Here is a 15,913-nt window from a genome sequence, read left to right as displayed (position 1 = left end):
CGCGAGCGCGGCGCGGCCCATGCGGGCACGGGCAAATGAGCACAGTGAGAGACCGACGATGAACGAGCAGCACCTGATCGAGATGGCCAACCGCATCGGCGAGTTCTTCGAGTCGATGCCCGATCGCGACGAGGCCCTCGCTGGCATCTCGGAGCATATCCGGCGCTTCTGGGAGCCGCGCATGCGGCGGGCGATTCTGGCGACACTCGACGATGCTCAAGCGAGCGCCGCGATGCTGCCGATCGTCAAAGACGCGCTGGTCCGGACACGCGAGAAGCTCACGCCGGCCGAAGCCGCTTGACGTTTTCCCCCGGGGAATCGCTCCCCGGGGAAACATGAATCATCAACCGTTTTCGCGCCTCGCCGCGAACCAGCTCTCGCAATGCCTTGCCAGTGCACTGGCATCGGTTGCCGGACGGCCGCGCGCACAAATGTAGCCGTCGGGCCGCAGCAGATAGAACGCCGGGCGAGTCCTTCCGTAAGCCTCCATCAGCGGCGTGCCGCTTCCGCTTTGCGCATCGGTCACATGCCAAATGCGCACATTCCCCGCCAATACACGCTCGACGAGCGAGGCAAGCTTCTCGATGCTCGGATCGGGCGGGGTGGACCTCGCGGCAAGCGCGTCGGTGGCATCGAACCCCCTCGGATTGTCGCCGGGCGCGCCCACCAGTAAAAAGAGCGAAAAGTAGGCTGGGTCGTGCAGATCGAAAATGCAGCCGGTGCCCGGGGCCCGGCCGAGCGGGCCATCGATCACATGCACGAGTGCATCCGGCGCGCGCTCGCCGGCACGTGGGCCTCCATCGAGCACGCGCTCGAGCGTGAGCGCGCTGCGCCGGTACTGGATCGAGAGCTCGCTCACCATCAGGCGCGCCGCATCGCGCAGCGGCCCGAATGCCGCGAGGATCGGCATCGCCCGTTCGCGCAACAGCTTCAGCGCCCCCCGTTCGGCCTCGGCCAACTGAGTAATGAAGTTCGTCTGCCGCAGCACGTCGCGCTCGATGGGGTGACGCTCCGCCTGATAGGTATCGAGCAGATGCTCCGCGGCGTGCCCTTTGAGCACGCGCGCCAGTTTCCAGCCCAGGTTGAATGCTTCCTGGATGCCGGTGTTCATGCCTTGTGCGCCGGCCGGACTGTGCACGTGCGCCGCGTCGCCCACGAGGAAAGTACGCTGCACGCGCAATCGCTCGACCATCCTGCTGTTCAATCGAAAGTACGACGACCATTCAAGCCCCGACAACTCGAGCGGACGATGGATGCGGCGCCCGGCAGTCTCGCGAAAAAGCGCGAGCGGTGGATCGCCGGGCGGATCGTCACCGTCGCGCGAACTCGCCTCGGCGTGCTCCCGTGGCTTTGCCTTTCCATCGGCGACCGGCTCCGGATGATCGGCGATGAACCGGTGGCGGCCGCCGCCCATCGGGAACAGGGCCGCCAAGCCTTCTCCCGATGCGAATAGATGGAACTCGTCGTCGGGCAAATCCCAATCGGCATGCAGGTCTGCCAACATGAACGTCTGTTCGAACGTCTTACCGGCAAAGCTGAGTCCGAGCAAGCTGCGCACCGTGCTATGAGCGCCGTCGGCCGCGACGATGAATGGGACGTGCACCGTCTCGCGCCGGCCGTCGGCATCAACGAGTTCGGCCTCGGCGCGCGCGGCCGCCTGCGTCAGGCCGACCAGTTCGGTACCGCGTTCCACCGTCACGCCGAAAGTGGCGAGATGCTCGGTCAGGATGCGCTCCGTCACCGTCTGATCGAGGCACATCAAGTAGGGATAGCGCGTGTGCAACGGGTCGAAATCGAGCCGCGCGAGCCGATGACCGTTCGAATACAGGTTGGCGGCTCGCAACCGGTGACCGGCCGCGAGAAACGGCTCGACGACGCGATGCTGCTCCAGGAGTTCGAGCGTGCGGGCTTGTATGCCGATCGCACGCGAGTGCGCCGCCGGTTGCGGCGCTCGATCGATGATGCGCACGGCGACCTGCGCACGTGCGAGGCTCATCGCGGCGGCAAGCCCGGTTGGGCCCGCGCCGACGATCAGCACGGGCTGCTCGTTTGCGGCGGCGGCCATGCGTTTTCCTCCGGCGAACCACGACTCGCCTAGTGTACGCTGGCCGCCCGCTGGCCGGCGCGGCGAACGCGCTTTTCGCGTGGCGCGGCGAGTGTGGGAAAATGCCGCGTTCACCGCTTTTCCTGCCGTCATGGATTCTCTTTTCGCTCGCGCTTACGCGGCCCATCGTGACGGAAGGCTCGCCGACGCCGAGCGCGATTATCGCGCGGCGCTCGCCGCCGACCCCACGCACGCCGACGCCCTGCATCTGCTCGGGGTACTGCGCCATCAGCAAGGACGACACGCCGAAGCTGCCGATCTCGTCGGCCGCGCGGTACGGCTGCGTCCGGACGACGCCGGTCTGCAGCTCAATCTCGGCAATGCGCTGAAGGCGCTCGGCCAACTGGACGGCGCCATCGAGCGGTTTCGAAACGCGCTGACGCTTGCACCGGAGTTCCCGCTCGCGCATTACAACCTCGGCAACGCCTATGCAGCGGCGGGCCGGCACGCGGACGCCGTCGATGCATTCGAGCGCTCGCTGCTTCTTACGCCCGACGACGCGCCGACCTGGAACAATCTCGGCAACGCGCTGCACGCGGTCGGACGGCACGACGACGCGATCGAGGCGTTCAAGCAGGCGCTGGCCCTGCGCCCCGATCACGCAGGCGCTCATAACAACCTCGGCATGGCCTATGCGGCACTCGGCCGAGCCGATGACGCCATCGTCCATTTCCGCCGGGCGCTGGCGCTCGAGCCGCGCTTCATCGCCGCACACTTCAATCTGGGTAACACCCTCGACGCGACAGGCCAGCACGAGCAAGCCGTCGTGGCATTCGAGGCGGCACTCGCGCTGCACGCGCCATTTGCACCGGCACTCCTCGGGCTCGGCAATGCGCTCGCCGCGCTGGGCCGTCATGCGCACGCGATCTCCGCACTCGAGCGCGCGGTCGGGCTCGATCCGCGCATGAGCCTCGCCTGGCTCAGTCTCGGCAACGCGCACCACGCGCTTTGCGCGCACGATGCAGCGTTGCGCGCCTACGATCAGGCATTGCGGCTGCGTCCGGAACTCGCTTCGGCCCGGCTCAACCGGGCGCTGACGCTGCTTGCGCTCGGCGACTTCGCACGGGGCTTGCCCGAATACGAAGCCCGGCTGGAACTCGCGGCGACCGCCGACGCGGCGTCGGGCCGCGCGGTGCAACGTGCCCTGCCCCGCTGGCATGGCGAGCCGATCGAAACGCGGACGCTGCTCGTCGAAACCGAACAGGGCTTCGGCGATACGCTTCAATTCATGCGCTTCGTGCCGCTCGCGCGCGAACGCGCGGGGCGTGTCGTATTTGCCGTGCAGCCCGAGCTGCTGCCGCTCGTCGAGCCGCTCGGGCCGCTTTGGCGGGTCAAGATCGTCGCACGCGACGAAGCTCAAGTCGAAGCCGATCTGCAGTGCCCTCTACTGAGCCTGCCGCTTGCGCTCGGCACGAGGCGCGACACACTGCCCGCCCAACGCCGCTACGTCGAAGTACCCGGGGCTTACCGGCGCCGCTGGCGAGGCTCGCTGGGCGGTCACGCGCGTTTCAAGGTGGGGATTGCATGGGCCGGCCGCATTCAGGCCCATGAGACGCGCACGATGCCGGTCGACGCACTCGCGCCGCTTTTCGCGCTTGCGGGCATAGACTGGATCGTTCTGCAGCCGGCTATCGGCGAACTCGATGCGCAATCGCTGGCCATACACGCCAAGCGCGCGTCGATTCATCGTTACGAAGGCCGGATTCGCGACTTCGCCGATACGGCCGCCATCGTCGAAAGGCTCGATGCCGTAGTTTCGATCGATACGTCGATCGCCCACCTTGCCGGCGCCCTGGGCAAACCGCTTTTGCTGATGCTGCCGTTCGCCGCCGATTGGCGATGGTTCACTGCCGAGCCCCGCACGCCGGCGCAAGGCAACATGGCTGGGGAGCCCACTCCGTGGTATCCGAGCGCACGCCTGATTCGCCAACCGACGCCCGGTGCATGGCTGGAGGTGACGCAAGCCGCCGCGCGGCTTTTGCGGGGCGAACTCGGTCTTTGACGAGGCTCGATCCGTCGGAAACGTTTCGACGAACGACGAGAGCCTTGCGCCTTATGCCTACAGAATGCCGCCGCGCTCGCGAATTTGAGGCCAGGCAAGCTTCATGTAATACAGCATCGACCAGATCGTCAGGACGGCAGCGAGATAAATGAGCCAGACGCCCCACACGTGTGTCGCGATGACCCACCCGCCGATGCGCAGCGGCGCCCCGAAGAGCAGCATCGGAATCGCAACCATCTGGCAGGCTGTCTTGAACTTGCCGAGCTGATTGACCGCCACGCTTTTCGATGCTCCGATTTGCGCCATCCATTCGCGCAGGGCTGAGATCGCGATTTCGCGCCCCACGATCACGAGCGCGATCGCCGCTTCGATTCGGCCGAGCTGTACCAGGATCAGGAGCGCGGCCGTCACCATCAGCTTGTCGGCCACGGGATCGAGAAACGCACCGAACGCCGAAGTCTGATTCCATTTGCGGGCGAGATAGCCGTCGAACCAGTCGGTCAGCGCGGCGAGCACGAAGATGACGCACGCCGCCGCGTTGCGATGCGGCTCGCTCATCCACGCGTCCGGCACATAGAACACGCCAACGACGAGCGGAATCAGCACGATCCGCAGCCACGTCAGGAAAATCGGAAAATTGAACGGCATGAGCGAATGGCCGGCGGCCCCGCGAAGTTGACGGAACAAGGAGACGCCATTGTGCCGTGTCGACGGACCCGCCACAAGCCAAGCCGCAGCCAAGCCGCGGCGGTAGGCGGACTCGGCCGCCGATGCCCTTCGCGCCCCTTCAGTGCAGTTGCCTGTAGATCTGCTCGGCCAACGCGAGCGAAATACCTTCGACGCTTGCCAGATCCTCGACACTTGCCGCCACCACGCCGCGCAGCCCGCCAAATCGCGCCAAAAGCCGCTGCCGGCGTTTGGCGCCGATGCCCTCGAGCTCTTCCAGCCGCGAGGTCTGACGCGCCTTGGCACGCTTGGCGCGCATGCCGGTAATCGCAAAGCGATGCGCCTCGTCGCGAATCTGGGCGACCAGCATGAGCGCAGCGCTCTCCTTGCCGAGCTCCAGCGGTGCGCGGCCGTCGGCGAACACGAGGGTCTCGAGTCCCACCTTGCGCCCTTCTCCTTTCGCCACGCCGACGAGAATCGAGCGGTCGATCCCCAGCTCCGCGAAGACCTGGCGCGCGACCTCGACTTGCCCTTTGCCGCCATCGATCAGCACGATATTCGGCAGCGTGCCGCCGGCCGCGGTCGGTTCGGCCGCATCGGCGGCGAGCCCCGGATCGGCTGCCGCCTCGGGCTGCAGCTCGGCTGCGCGATCGTCCGCGTTGCCCGCGGCCGACTCGACCATCTTCTCGTAGCGGCGCGTCAACACCTGGCGCATGGCCGCGTAATCGTCCCCGGGCGTGATTCCGGTGATGTTGTAGCGCCGGTACTCGCTCGACTGCATCTTGTGATCGCGGTACACGACGCACGATGCCTGTGTGGCCTCGCCCATCGTATGGCTGATGTCGAAGCATTCGATACGCAGATGCGCGAGATCGTCGCATTCGAGACCGAGCGTTTCGGCGAGTGTGCGTGTACGCGCTTGCTGCGAGCCCTGCTCCGACAGCAGCCGCGTGAGCGCAAGACGTGCATTGTTCTCGGCCATTCCGAGCCAGACGCGTTTTTGGCCTTGCGGTTGACGCACGAGCGTGACCTTGTGGCCCGCCTGCTCGCTCAGGAGCTCGACGAGTTCGCGGCTCGCCGGAGCGTGGCTGACGACGAGCACCGGCGGTACCCGATTGCCGAGATAATGCTGCGCGATGAACGCTTCGAGGACCTCGGCTTCGATGCCCGCCGCGACGCCGGGTTCGGGCATGTCGTCGGCGTCGAGCGGCGCGGGCGCATCGAGCGCAGCCTCCAACGCCGCCTCCTCGACGCCGGGCGGGGTGTCGACATGCGCCGGGAAATAGGCCTTGTCGCCGAGGTGCCGCCCGCCGCGGACCATTGCCAGATTGACGCAGACGCGTCCGCCTTGCGCGACGACGGCGAGGATGTCCACATCGCTGTCGCTGCCGACTTCGATCGCCTGCTGATGCAGGACCGTCGACAGCGAACTCATCTGGTTGCGCACGGCCGCGGCCTGCTCGAACTTCAGCTCCGCCGCGAAGGCATGCATCTTGGCCTCGAGTTCTTTCATCACCTCGTTTTGGCGACCGAGCAAAAAGCGCGATGCGTTTTCGACGTCGCGCGCATAGTCCTCCTCGTTGATAGCACCGACGCACGGCGCGGTGCAGCGCGCGATCTGATGCAGCAGGCAAGGCCGCGTGCGGTTGTTGAACACCGAGTCCTCGCACGTGCGCAACTGAAACACGCGCTGCAGGATCTGGATGCTTTCGCGCACCGCCCACGCGCTCGGAAACGGCCCGAAATACTGATTCTTCTTGTCGACGGCTCCGCGGTAATACGCCATGCGCGGAAACTTGTGCCCCGTCAGCTTGAGATAGGGATAGGACTTGTCGTCGCGAAACAGGATGTTGTAACGCGGCGCCAGCGCCTTGATCAGATTGTTCTCGAGCAGCAGCGCTTCGGCTTCGGAGCGCGTCACCGTTGTTTCGATGCGTGCGATGCGCGTGACCATCATCGCGATGCGCGGCGAGAGCTGCGTCTTGGTGAAGTAGCTCGAGACGCGCTTTTTGAGGTCGCGCGCCTTGCCCACGTAAAGCACTGCACCGAGCTTGTCGTAGTACCGGTAGACGCCGGGCATATGCGGCAATTGCGCGAGGATGCGCTTGGGCTCGAAGGCGGGTTCGGGGGCGTGCGGTTCGGTCATGCGGATGTCGGACGGAAAGCGCCGCGCCTGGCTGCGAGCCGGCACGGCGTGCTTTAGAATCGCCAGTTTAGAACATTTGCGCCGGCTCCCGCGCCCGCGCGGCGCGCTGCATCATGTCCGATCCGTCCCATCCGAGCGCCTCGGCGCCAGCGAGCGCAGCGTCGTCCGTGCTCGCCTGCGACATCTTTTGCGCCGTCATCGATAACTTCGGAGATGTCGGCGTCTGCTGGCGTCTGGCCCGCCAGCTCGCCGGCGAACATGGCTGGCAGGTGCGCTTGATCGTGGACGATCTTCCTACTTTCGCGCGGCTCGAGCCGGCCGTCGATGTCGCCGCATCGAGACAGACAGTGGCCGGCATCGAGATCGAGCAATGGCATGACGTTCATGCCGGCGAAACGCTGCAAGTCGCCGATGTCGTCATCGAGGCGTTCGCATGCGAATTGCCGGCGCCCTATCTCGCCGCAATGGCACGACGCGAGCGCGTGCCGGTCTGGCTCAATCTCGAGTACCTGAGCGCCGAGGACTGGGTGGCCGGCGTCCACTTGAAGCCCTCACCGCATCCACGCCATGCGCTCGTGAAGACGTTTTTCTTCCCCGGTCTCGGGCAGGGCACGGGCGGTGTCATCAAGGAGCGCGATCTCGACGCGGCGCGCGCACGCTTCCTTTCGTCCAGCGAAGCGCGCCAGACGTGGTGGCAGCGCATGACGCTCGGGCCGCCCCCCGGCCCCGAGGCAACGGTCATCTCGCTGTTCGCGTACGAAAACCCGGCCGCGCAAGCACTGCTCGCGCAATGGCGCGACGCGCCGGGCCCCGTGATATTGCTCGTGCCGGAAGGACGCATCTCCGGTGCGGTCGCGCGCTTTTTCGATCTTGCTTCGTTCAAGGCCCCCGCACTGGCGGAGCGTGGCAACCTGCGCGCGCATGCGCTGCCGTTCGTGCCCCAGGCTGCCTTCGACGAGATGCTCTGGGCAAGCGACCTGAATTTCGTGCGCGGAGAAGACTCTTTCGTGCGCGCGCAATGGGCGCGGCGGCCGTTCGTCTGGCACATCTACCCGCAAGCCGACGCCGCCCATCTGCCGAAGCTCGATGCCGCGCTCGCCCACTATGCGGCCCCGCTGCCCGCCCCGGCTCGCGCGGCGATGGATCGCTTCTGGCACGCCTGGAACGGGGCCGGCACGCCCGACTGGGCGGACTTCTGGTCCCACCGGGAGGCCTTTTATGCGCGCGCCGCCAGTTGGGCCGATGAGCTCGCGACGCTCGGCGATCTCGCATCAAACCTAGCGCAGTTTGCAAAAAGCCAGTTAAAATAAGCGGTTATCTCCAACGGCGGTCTGGCGTTTTCAAGCGATGTCTTCAAGCGATCGATGCCGTTGAGCAACAGGAAACCTCATTCGCAAGGACAGTGTTTTTTATGAAGATCGCACAAGAACTCCGCACGGGCAACGTCGTGATGATCGGCAGCGATGCCATGGTCGTCCAGAAAGCCGAATACAACAAATCGGGCCGCAATGCCGCCGTCGTCAAGATGAAGTTCAAGAACCTGCTGACCGGCGCGGGCATGGAAACGGTCTACAAGGCGGACGACAAGTTCGACGTCGTCGTGCTCGACCGCAAGGAAGTGACCTACTCGTACTTTGCCGACCCGATGTACGTGTTCATGGACGCCGACTACAACCAGTACGAAGTCGAAAAAGAGATGATGGGCGATGCGCTCAACTATCTCCAGGAAGGCATGGTCTGCGAAGTCGTGTTCTACAACGAAAAGGCGATCTCCGTCGAACTGCCGACCACGGTCGTGCGCGAAATCATCTACACGGAACCGGCTGTGAAGGGCGATACGTCGTCGGGCAAGGTCCTCAAGACGGCCAAGATCAATACCGGCTTCGAGCTGCAAGTCCCGCTCTTTTGCAACATCGGCGACAAAATCGAAATCGACACGCGCACGCACGAATATCGCAGCCGCGCGTAAGCAGTTTGAAAGAAAAGTAAGGGCAAGCACCCTGCCGAACCGGGCGCCCCATCGGGGCGCTTTTTTTTTCGTATGAGTGGTGTATGGTTGAGAAAACTTTACCGGTCGTTTTTTCCGTCCCTGGCCCGACAAACCCGCAGCGATGCCTGGCGTTTTTTGCTAGCCCGCTGTTTTGAAAGCAAAAACTTTTATGGCGTGAAACCTGCTTGTCGCAATGATTGCCGCTTCGGCTCACGTTTTCGCCCGCCGGCCAAGCCCCGGCCCACTCCCGGCCCGGTCCGCCGGGCGAGCCGCTCCCTTGAATTGATTGATTGCCGCCCGCAATGCCACATGCTCTGATTGTCGAAGACGATCCCAACAGCCTGTCCGGCCTGTCCGCGATCGTCGCAGCAGACGGATTTTCCGTCGACACCGCCGTCTCGCTCGCCGAAGCGCGGGCCGCGTTGAGCCGCTTCATTCCCGATGTCGTGCTCATCGATCTGAACCTGCCCGACGGCAGCGGCCTCGATCTCCTTTCGCACCTGCCCGCCCAGCCGGATGGCGTACTGCCGGTGATCGTGATGACCGGCAATGCGACGGTCGAAAGCGCGATCGAAGGGCTGCGCCACGGCATTTGGGATTACCTGCTCAAGCCCGTCAACATCCCGCGCCTGCGCAGCCTGCTTGCACGCATTCCGCGGCCCTACGAGCTCACCGAGGAAGTCCAGGCATTGCGTGCGAAGTTGCGCCGGCTCGGCCGCTTCGGTCCGATGATAGGACGTAGCAATGCGATTCAGCACGTCTACGATTCGATCGAGCGCCTCGCACCCACCGAAAGCGCGGTACTGATTGCCGGCGAAGCCGGAGCCGGAAAGGAAGTGGCGGCCCGCACGCTGCACGAGATGAGCCGGCGTCGCAAGGGTCCGTTCGTGGTCTTCGATTGCCGCGGCTTCGCGCGCGACACCGACAACGATCGGCCGCTCGATAGCATCCTGCTCGGCCAGGAGCCCGGTATCGGCGCAGAGCGCCGCGAGCCGGGGCTGTTCGAGCAGGCGGCCGGCGGGACGCTGTTTCTGGACGAGATCGCCGAGCTGCCGCTCGCGCAGCAAGAAACGCTCGTTCGTGCGCTGGATTCGCAAACCTATACGCGTGTCGGCGGCGCGAATCCGATCAGTCTCGATTGCCGGATCGTCGCGACGATGCGCAAACCGCCTCGCGAAGCGGTCAACGCAGGCGTCTTGCGAGAGGACCTTTGGCTGCGACTCGATGCGGCTTCCGTGGCGCTGCCGCCGTTGCGTGAGCGCGACGACGATGCGGTGCTACTGGCGGAAGCCCTCGTCGACGATCTCAACCGCGAAATCAACGCAAGCGGGCTCGCCACCGTCAACAAGCGCATCGGGCCGAACCTCATGCGTGAATGTCTCAGTTACGACTGGCCGGGGAATGTGCGCGAGCTCCATGAGCGCGTGCGGCGCGCCTACAACGTCTCGGACGATATCGTCGACACACTGCGCGCCGACGAGGCCGCCACGATCGGCGGCCGGCGTTTGAACGGCGGCAGCGTTCAGGTGACGGTCGGCACGCCGCTTTCGGATGTCGAGGATTTGCTGATTCGCGCGACACTCGATGCGGTCGGCGGCACGCGCCACCGCGCGGCGACACTGCTCGGCATCAGCCCGAAGACGCTCTACAACAAGCTGCAGCGCATGAAGATGGCTTGAACCGAGCATCAGGCCGCGGCCCGCCGGGGTCGCGTCAGCCCAACGTGCTGCGCAGCAGCCTTTGCGCGGCCTGATAGTCGGCGCGCGCGACGAGCTTGCCCCATCGGGGCGGCTTGCCGCGCCCGCGCAATTGACCGATCCTGCGCCCCGATTCCTTCGACGGCGCATACCTGAGCTCCTCGAGCACCGTCTCGGCTGCTTGCGGCTGGTTGCAGATGAGCACCATGTCGCAGCCCGCTGCCAGCGCCGCCGCGGCCGCTTGCGTCAACGTACCGCCCGCGCGCGCGGCCTCCATCGACAGATCGTCGCTGAAAATGGCACCGGTGAAGCCCAGCTTGCCGCGCAAGATTTCTTCGAGCCAGATGCGCGAGAAGCCGGCCGGCTTGTCATCCACTTGCGTATAAATCACGTGTGCCGGGATGACCGAACCGAGCGCGAGATCGAGCCAGCCATAGGGTGCCGCGTCGTCACGCAGGATCGTATCGAGCGGACGATCGTCGCTCGGCAACGCCACGTGCGAATCGGCCGTCGCGAACCCATGCCCGGGGAAGTGCTTGCCGCAGTTGCTCATGCCCGCCAGCGCGAGGCCGTGGCTCAGACTCTTGGCGAGCAAGGTTACGACGCGCGGATCGCGGTGAAACGCGCGGTCGCCGATCACCTGCGAATGACCGTAGTCGAGATCGAGCACAGGCGTGAAGCTGAGGTCCACGCCGCAAGCGCGCAATTCGGACGCCAGGATATAGCCCGTCGCGGTCGCGACCTTCGTCGCCAGTAGCACGTCCTTGTCCCAGAGTTCGCCCAGCCGGCGCATGGGCGGCAGCACCGTAAAACCATCGGTGCGAAAGCGCTGCACGCGCCCGCCTTCATGATCGACCGCGATGATGAGCTCCTCGCGCACGGCGTGGATGGCGTCGGTCAGCGCCTTCAGTTGCGCGCGGTCCTCGAAGTGGCGGGCAAACAGGATGACGCCGCCCGTCATCGGGTGCGAGAGACGTCGTACATCGTTTTCGTTGAGTACCGTGCTCTCGACATCGAGCATGACAGGCCCGGGAATCCGCTTCATCGATTGAGATCCGTTGCGAAAAAATAAGGAGAGGACAGCGTGCGGTGCGTTCAGTCCGCCGGGGCACCCGTTTCGGCGACGACGAAGGAAACGGCATAGTCGCGTTCATCGCTGAGGGTCACGCTCGCGCTGATACCGCGCTCGGCGAGCCACGCGGCGAGCTCTCCCGACGCGACGACGAACGGCTTGCCGCTCGCCTCGTTCAGTGTTTGCAACGCGCGCCAGGTCATCGGCCAGTGCATGCCGAGCCCGATTGCCTTGGAAAAAGCCTCTTTCGCCGAAAAACGCGTCGCCAGATAAGCCAGCCCCCGAGCTTCCGAGCGAGCGCGCCTGGCATGATAGACACGCAATTCGTCCGGGCCCAATACTTTTTCCGCGAAGCGCCCATTCGTGCGCATCATCACCGCCGCGACGCGGCTTACCTGGATGAGATCCGTGCCGATGCCGTAGATCGCCATGCGTTTTTTTCGTCCTTGCAGCTTGCCCCGAAGGCCAATCAGTGCGTGGCCGCGAGCCGCGCGGCTACCATGATGGCTTTCATCTCGCGCACAGCGTTTTCCCATCCCGTGAACACGGCGCGCGCGACGATCGCATGCCCGATGTTGAGCTCGACGATGCCCTCGATCGCCGCGATCTGCTGAACGTTCGTGTAGTGCAGTCCGTGGCCGGCGTTGACCTTCAGACCGAGCGACGCGCCAAGCGCAACGCAGCGCACGATCCGCTCGTACTCCGCGCGTTGCTCGCGCTCGTCATGCGCATCGGCATAGCGCCCCGTGTGCAGCTCGATGACGGGCGCGCCGGCATCGTGAGCGGCGCGAATCTGCGCTTCGTCCGCATCGATGAAAAGCGACACGCGCGCACCCGCATCGGCCAGTTGGCGGCAGGCCGAACGCACGGCTTCCAGATGGCCGGCGACATCGAGCCCGCCCTCGGTCGTGAGCTCGGCACGCTTTTCGGGCACGAGACAGACATCGTGCGGGCGGACGTCGCACGCGATGTCGAGCATCTCCTGTGTCACGGCACACTCGAGGTTCATCCGCGTAGTGAGCTGCGAATGCAATGCACGGACGTCGGCGTCGCGGATGTGGCGGCGATCCTCGCGCAGATGCAGCGTGATCGCGTCCGCACCGGCATGCTCGGCCAGCAGCGCAGCCTCGATCGGATCGGGATAGGACGTGCCGCGCACGTTGCGCAGCGTGGCAACGTGATCGATGTTGACACCGAGATCGATCACGTGGGGTGACGTAAGAAAAAAGCTCATAGATTCTGGAGGTCGATCAGGATCTGGCGCGTCGCAAGCGGTGCGCCGCCAAGATAGGTGTTGAGCAAAAAGCGCATGAGCGTCTTGCTTTGCGCGACAGTCTGCACGCGATGGTAATCGTCGTTTTCCATATCGAGCAACGTCTGTCCTGCAACGACGGGCCAGTGGGCAGGCATATCGGGCGACGCTTCGCACACGCCGCGTTCGGGATCGAAGACATAGCGGCCCGCGGCGTCGACCGCACGGCGCGCGGTCGTGCGATCGAGGGCCATCGCATAGCCGGTTTCGCGCAGCAGGACCCGCTCGAACGAACGGAGCACCTGCACAGCCGGCTCATCGTGCGCAAGCCGGGTGAGCGTGACCACGTAGTGATGGAAAAGCTGGGGATGCGAGTCTTCGCGCGCGCAGAACTTGACGAGCAATTCGTTGACGTAAAAGCCGCACAACAGTGCGTCGCCGGAAAGCGGCAGCATGCCGCCCACCCATTCGGCGCCCGTCAGCGTACGCATTTCGGATTTGCCCGACCACGACATGGAAAGCGGCTGGAACGTCTGAAGCACGCCGCGCAATGCCGAATGTGGACGCTTCGCGCCCTTCGCCACGAGCGCGAGCCGGCCATGATCGCGCGAAAACACATCGATGACGAGACTCGTTTCGCGATAGGGATAGCTGTGCAGGACGAATGCCGGCTGCTCCGCGATGCGGTATTCGGACGCACGCGCGGATGTACGGGTGTTAGCGCGGGCCTCCCCGTGCGCCTGGCTGCCCTGACGCCGGGCGCGCCGGCGCGGCGGGGCGTTGGTCGGTGCGCTGCCGCCCTCGGGTTCACCGTGGCCAGATTGTCCGTCCGCGTCACCCGGCCCGAGGGCCGATTCGCTCACGCACGTGTCATTCGTACCCATAGGCACGCAGCCCGGCTTCGTTATCGGCCCACCCGCTCTTCACCTTGATGAAAGTCTCGAGGTAGACGGGCCCGTCGAACAGTTTTTCCATGTCCAGGCGCGCCTCGGTGCTGATCTGCTTGAGCTTCGCGCCCTTCTGACCGATGATCATCGCCTTGTGCGAATCGCGGTCGACGAGAATCGTCGCGAACACGCGACGCAGACGGCCCTCGGTCTCGAATTTTTCGATGAGCACCGTGCTCGTGTAAGGCAGTTCGTCCCCCGTCCAGCGAAACACCTTTTCGCGCAGAATCTCCGCGGCCAGGAAGCGCTCGCTGCGATCGGTCAGATCGTCCTCGCCATAGATCGGCTCGCCTTGCGGCAGATACGGCTTGATCGTCGCGAGCAATCGCGTGATGTCGTCAGTATGCTTGGCCGAGAGCGGAACGATCTCTTTGAAATCGCGCAATGCGCCCATTTTCTGAAAAAACGGGAACAGCGTTTTCTTGTCGCCCACACGGTCCAGCTTGTTGGCGATCAGCAGCGTCGGCACCGACGGCGGAATCAAATCGAGTACCCGCTGGTCGTCGGGACCGAAGCGCCCGGCTTCGATGACGAACAGGATCGCATCGACCGAAGTGAGCGTCGACGTCACGGCACGGTTCAGCGAACGGTTCAGCGCACCGCTGTGCTGGGTCTGGAACCCCGGCGTATCGACAAAGATGTACTGAGCATCGTCAAACGTATGGATACCCGTGATGCGATGGCGCGTCGTTTGCGCCTTGCGCGACGTGATGCTGATCTTCTGGCCGACGAGTGCGTTCATCAGCGTCGATTTGCCGACGTTCGGACGGCCGACGATCGCGATCATGCCGCAGCGAAAACCGGTGGAGAGGGGGTCGTTCATGTGGCTGGCTGCCGGTTCGGATAGGGGTGCGTCGTTCGCTCGGGGCGACGAACGCACGGTTTCGCTCATGGATGATCGGGTTCGGCCGCGTGCGGCCGGGCACCGCCGGCGATGTCGGAGACGAGTTCCGTATCGCCACCGGCGGCCGCGTCCGGCGCGACGTTCGAAGCGTCCGCCTTGGCCGCCACCTCCGCCGGCTTGGCCGGCGCCTCGCCTTGTCCGCGCGAAGCGGGCTTGTGCTCGACGTGTGCCGCGCGGATCATCGCCGGCGGCACGGCTGGCGCGCGCTCGGCCGATTCGGCGTCCGCCGTGGCGGCCCTGGCTTCGCCGCGCGCCGCTTTGTCCTTTCGCTCGGGCGCTCGCAGATCGAGCGCAGCCTGCACGCCCTTCACGCCCGGCACGACCTCGGGCTCACCCTGCTTGGCCGTACGCGCGCCGCGCGAGCGCTTCGTCTTCACGCCCATGGCCGGCATCAGAGCCAGCACTTCGTCGAGCGCCTTTTTCGCCGCGGCCTGCTCGGCCGCACGCCGGCTTGCACCGGACCCCGAGACCTTCACCTCGAGCTTCGGCACCGTGCATTCGACTTCGAACTGCTGGTTGTGGGCGGCACCGTGGGTAGCCACGACGGTGTATGTCGGCAGCGCGATCTTGTGGCCTTGCAGGTACTCCTGCAGCAGCGTCTTCGAATCCTTGCCGAGCGTGCGCGGGTCGATGTGATCGAGAATCGGCACGTACAGACGCTTGATGACCGTCTGGGCGGCCTCGAAACCGCCGTCCAGGAAGATGGCACCGAGAATTGCCTCGAACGCGTCCGCAAGGATGGAAGGGCGCCTGAAACCGCCGCTTCTCAGTTCTCCCTCGCCAAGCCGGAGGCTGTCCGCGATATTAAGGGCCTGAGCAATCTCGTATAGCGACTGCTGTTTGACGAGGTTGGCTCGCACGCGGGAAAGATCGCCTTCGTCCAATTTGCCGAATCGCTGAAACAATAGTGCGGCCACCGCGCAATTTAGAACGGAATCGCCCAAAAATTCGAGCCGTTCGTTGTGCGAGGCACTGTGACTGCGATGAGTTAACGCCTGGCGCAATAATTCCGCATTGCGAAATTCGTAGCGCAACCGGCTTTCCAGCGGAGATAGCGGCATGTGCAGAGTATAACGCGCACGTCAGCCCGGTCGATTGGGCGTGGTTGGTGCGCGCAAAGCGTAACGCGAGTG

14 protein-coding genes are annotated in these 15,913 nt (G+C 64.9%); 5 read left to right on the top strand and 9 right to left on the bottom strand.

From position 1 onward, the window contains the following. Positions 1–58: 58 nt before the first annotated feature. Positions 59–301, top strand: a complete 243-nt coding sequence (locus ACO1XS_RS24450; RefSeq protein WP_331574090.1) for a formate dehydrogenase subunit delta — start codon at positions 59–61, stop codon at positions 299–301. Between the two features lie 42 nt (positions 302–343). Here ACO1XS_RS24450 and ACO1XS_RS24445 read toward each other — a convergent pair whose 3' ends face one another. Then, on the bottom strand, positions 344–2,065 hold the full coding sequence (locus ACO1XS_RS24445; RefSeq protein WP_486391905.1) for an FAD-dependent monooxygenase: 1,722 nt from the start codon (positions 2,063–2,065) through the stop codon (positions 344–346). Positions 2,066–2,195: 130 nt separating this feature from the next. Between ACO1XS_RS24445 and ACO1XS_RS24440 the strand changes: the two genes are divergently transcribed. Continuing rightward, complete coding sequence (locus ACO1XS_RS24440; protein WP_486391904.1) at positions 2,196–4,106, top strand: tetratricopeptide repeat protein; 1,911 nt, start codon at positions 2,196–2,198, stop codon at positions 4,104–4,106. Positions 4,107–4,163: 57 nt separating this feature from the next. Here ACO1XS_RS24440 and pgsA read toward each other — a convergent pair whose 3' ends face one another. Beyond that, entirely contained in the window at positions 4,164–4,754 is a 591-nt protein-coding gene (gene pgsA / locus ACO1XS_RS24435) for a CDP-diacylglycerol--glycerol-3-phosphate 3-phosphatidyltransferase (RefSeq protein WP_331574092.1), read from the bottom strand. 139 nt (positions 4,755–4,893) lie between these two features. Further along, entirely contained in the window at positions 4,894–6,918 is a 2,025-nt protein-coding gene (gene uvrC, locus ACO1XS_RS24430) for an excinuclease ABC subunit UvrC (RefSeq protein ID WP_331573965.1), read from the bottom strand. 113 nt (positions 6,919–7,031) lie between these two features. On the opposite strand from uvrC, the gene earP reads away from it, so the two are divergent. The 3 genes from earP to ACO1XS_RS24415 all read left to right on the top strand — a co-directional run bounded on the left by earP (position 7,032) and on the right by ACO1XS_RS24415 (position 10,587). Next, positions 7,032–8,228 carry an elongation factor P maturation arginine rhamnosyltransferase EarP gene (earP, locus tag ACO1XS_RS24425; protein WP_331573967.1) on the top strand — a complete coding sequence of 399 codons (1,197 nt, stop codon included), beginning with the start codon at positions 7,032–7,034 and terminating at the stop codon, positions 8,226–8,228. Between the two features lie 101 nt (positions 8,229–8,329). Beyond that, positions 8,330–8,887 carry an elongation factor P gene (gene efp, locus ACO1XS_RS24420; protein WP_331573969.1) on the top strand — a complete coding sequence of 186 codons (558 nt, stop codon included), beginning with the start codon at positions 8,330–8,332 and terminating at the stop codon, positions 8,885–8,887. Positions 8,888–9,210: 323 nt separating this feature from the next. Beyond that, entirely contained in the window at positions 9,211–10,587 is a 1,377-nt protein-coding gene (locus ACO1XS_RS24415) for a sigma-54-dependent transcriptional regulator (protein ID WP_331573971.1), read from the top strand. A gap of 34 nt (positions 10,588–10,621) precedes the next feature. Here the strand turns inward: ACO1XS_RS24415 and nagZ are convergent, their stop codons facing one another. From nagZ to rnc, 6 genes are all read right to left on the bottom strand, one after another. Then, positions 10,622–11,650: a beta-N-acetylhexosaminidase gene (gene nagZ / locus ACO1XS_RS24410; RefSeq protein WP_331573973.1), complete on the bottom strand. Its 1,029-nt coding sequence runs from the start codon at positions 11,648–11,650 to the stop codon at positions 10,622–10,624. A 50-nt stretch (positions 11,651–11,700) separates the two neighbouring features. Further along, a complete protein-coding gene (acpS, locus tag ACO1XS_RS24405; RefSeq protein ID WP_331573975.1) occupies positions 11,701–12,108 on the bottom strand; it encodes a holo-ACP synthase in 408 nt (135 codons plus the stop codon). A 38-nt stretch (positions 12,109–12,146) separates the two neighbouring features. Then, positions 12,147–12,911: a pyridoxine 5'-phosphate synthase gene (gene pdxJ, locus ACO1XS_RS24400; protein ID WP_331573977.1), complete on the bottom strand. Its 765-nt coding sequence runs from the start codon at positions 12,909–12,911 to the stop codon at positions 12,147–12,149. Further along, positions 12,908–13,813: a DNA repair protein RecO gene (gene recO / locus ACO1XS_RS24395; RefSeq protein WP_331573979.1), complete on the bottom strand. Its 906-nt coding sequence runs from the start codon at positions 13,811–13,813 to the stop codon at positions 12,908–12,910. The genes pdxJ and recO overlap by 4 nt, the downstream gene beginning before the upstream one ends. Continuing rightward, positions 13,800–14,699, bottom strand: coding sequence for a GTPase Era (gene era / locus ACO1XS_RS24390; RefSeq protein ID WP_331573981.1), 900 nt, complete (start codon positions 14,697–14,699; stop codon positions 13,800–13,802). Before era ends, recO begins: the two co-directional genes overlap by 14 nt. Before the next feature lie 65 nt (positions 14,700–14,764). After that, complete coding sequence (gene rnc, locus ACO1XS_RS24385) at positions 14,765–15,841, bottom strand: ribonuclease III (RefSeq protein ID WP_331573983.1); 1,077 nt, start codon at positions 15,839–15,841, stop codon at positions 14,765–14,767. Positions 15,842–15,913 lie beyond the last annotated feature (72 nt).

The sequence above is a fragment of the Trinickia sp. genome, assembly GCF_057351765.1.
Note: the sequence above shows the minus strand (reverse complement) of the source record. Positions and strands in the feature narration are given on the sequence as shown.

Coding starts and splice junctions, on each gene's coding strand:
- ACO1XS_RS24450 (WP_331574090.1), top strand. CDS start 59: ATGAACGAGCAGCACCTGATCGAGATGGCCAACCGCATCGGCGAGTTC.
- ACO1XS_RS24445 (WP_486391905.1), bottom strand. CDS start 2,065: ATGGCCGCCGCCGCAAACGAGCAGCCCGTGCTGATCGTCGGCGCGGGC.
- ACO1XS_RS24440 (WP_486391904.1), top strand. CDS start 2,196: ATGGATTCTCTTTTCGCTCGCGCTTACGCGGCCCATCGTGACGGAAGG.
- pgsA (WP_331574092.1), bottom strand. CDS start 4,754: ATGCCGTTCAATTTTCCGATTTTCCTGACGTGGCTGCGGATCGTGCTG.
- uvrC (WP_331573965.1), bottom strand. CDS start 6,918: ATGACCGAACCGCACGCCCCCGAACCCGCCTTCGAGCCCAAGCGCATC.
- earP (WP_331573967.1), top strand. CDS start 7,032: ATGTCCGATCCGTCCCATCCGAGCGCCTCGGCGCCAGCGAGCGCAGCG.
- efp (WP_331573969.1), top strand. CDS start 8,330: ATGAAGATCGCACAAGAACTCCGCACGGGCAACGTCGTGATGATCGGC.
- ACO1XS_RS24415 (WP_331573971.1), top strand. CDS start 9,211: ATGCCACATGCTCTGATTGTCGAAGACGATCCCAACAGCCTGTCCGGC.
- nagZ (WP_331573973.1), bottom strand. CDS start 11,650: ATGAAGCGGATTCCCGGGCCTGTCATGCTCGATGTCGAGAGCACGGTA.
- acpS (WP_331573975.1), bottom strand. CDS start 12,108: ATGGCGATCTACGGCATCGGCACGGATCTCATCCAGGTAAGCCGCGTC.
- pdxJ (WP_331573977.1), bottom strand. CDS start 12,911: ATGAGCTTTTTTCTTACGTCACCCCACGTGATCGATCTCGGTGTCAAC.
- recO (WP_331573979.1), bottom strand. CDS start 13,813: ATGGGTACGAATGACACGTGCGTGAGCGAATCGGCCCTCGGGCCGGGT.
- era (WP_331573981.1), bottom strand. CDS start 14,699: ATGAACGACCCCCTCTCCACCGGTTTTCGCTGCGGCATGATCGCGATC.
- rnc (WP_331573983.1), bottom strand. CDS start 15,841: ATGCCGCTATCTCCGCTGGAAAGCCGGTTGCGCTACGAATTTCGCAAT.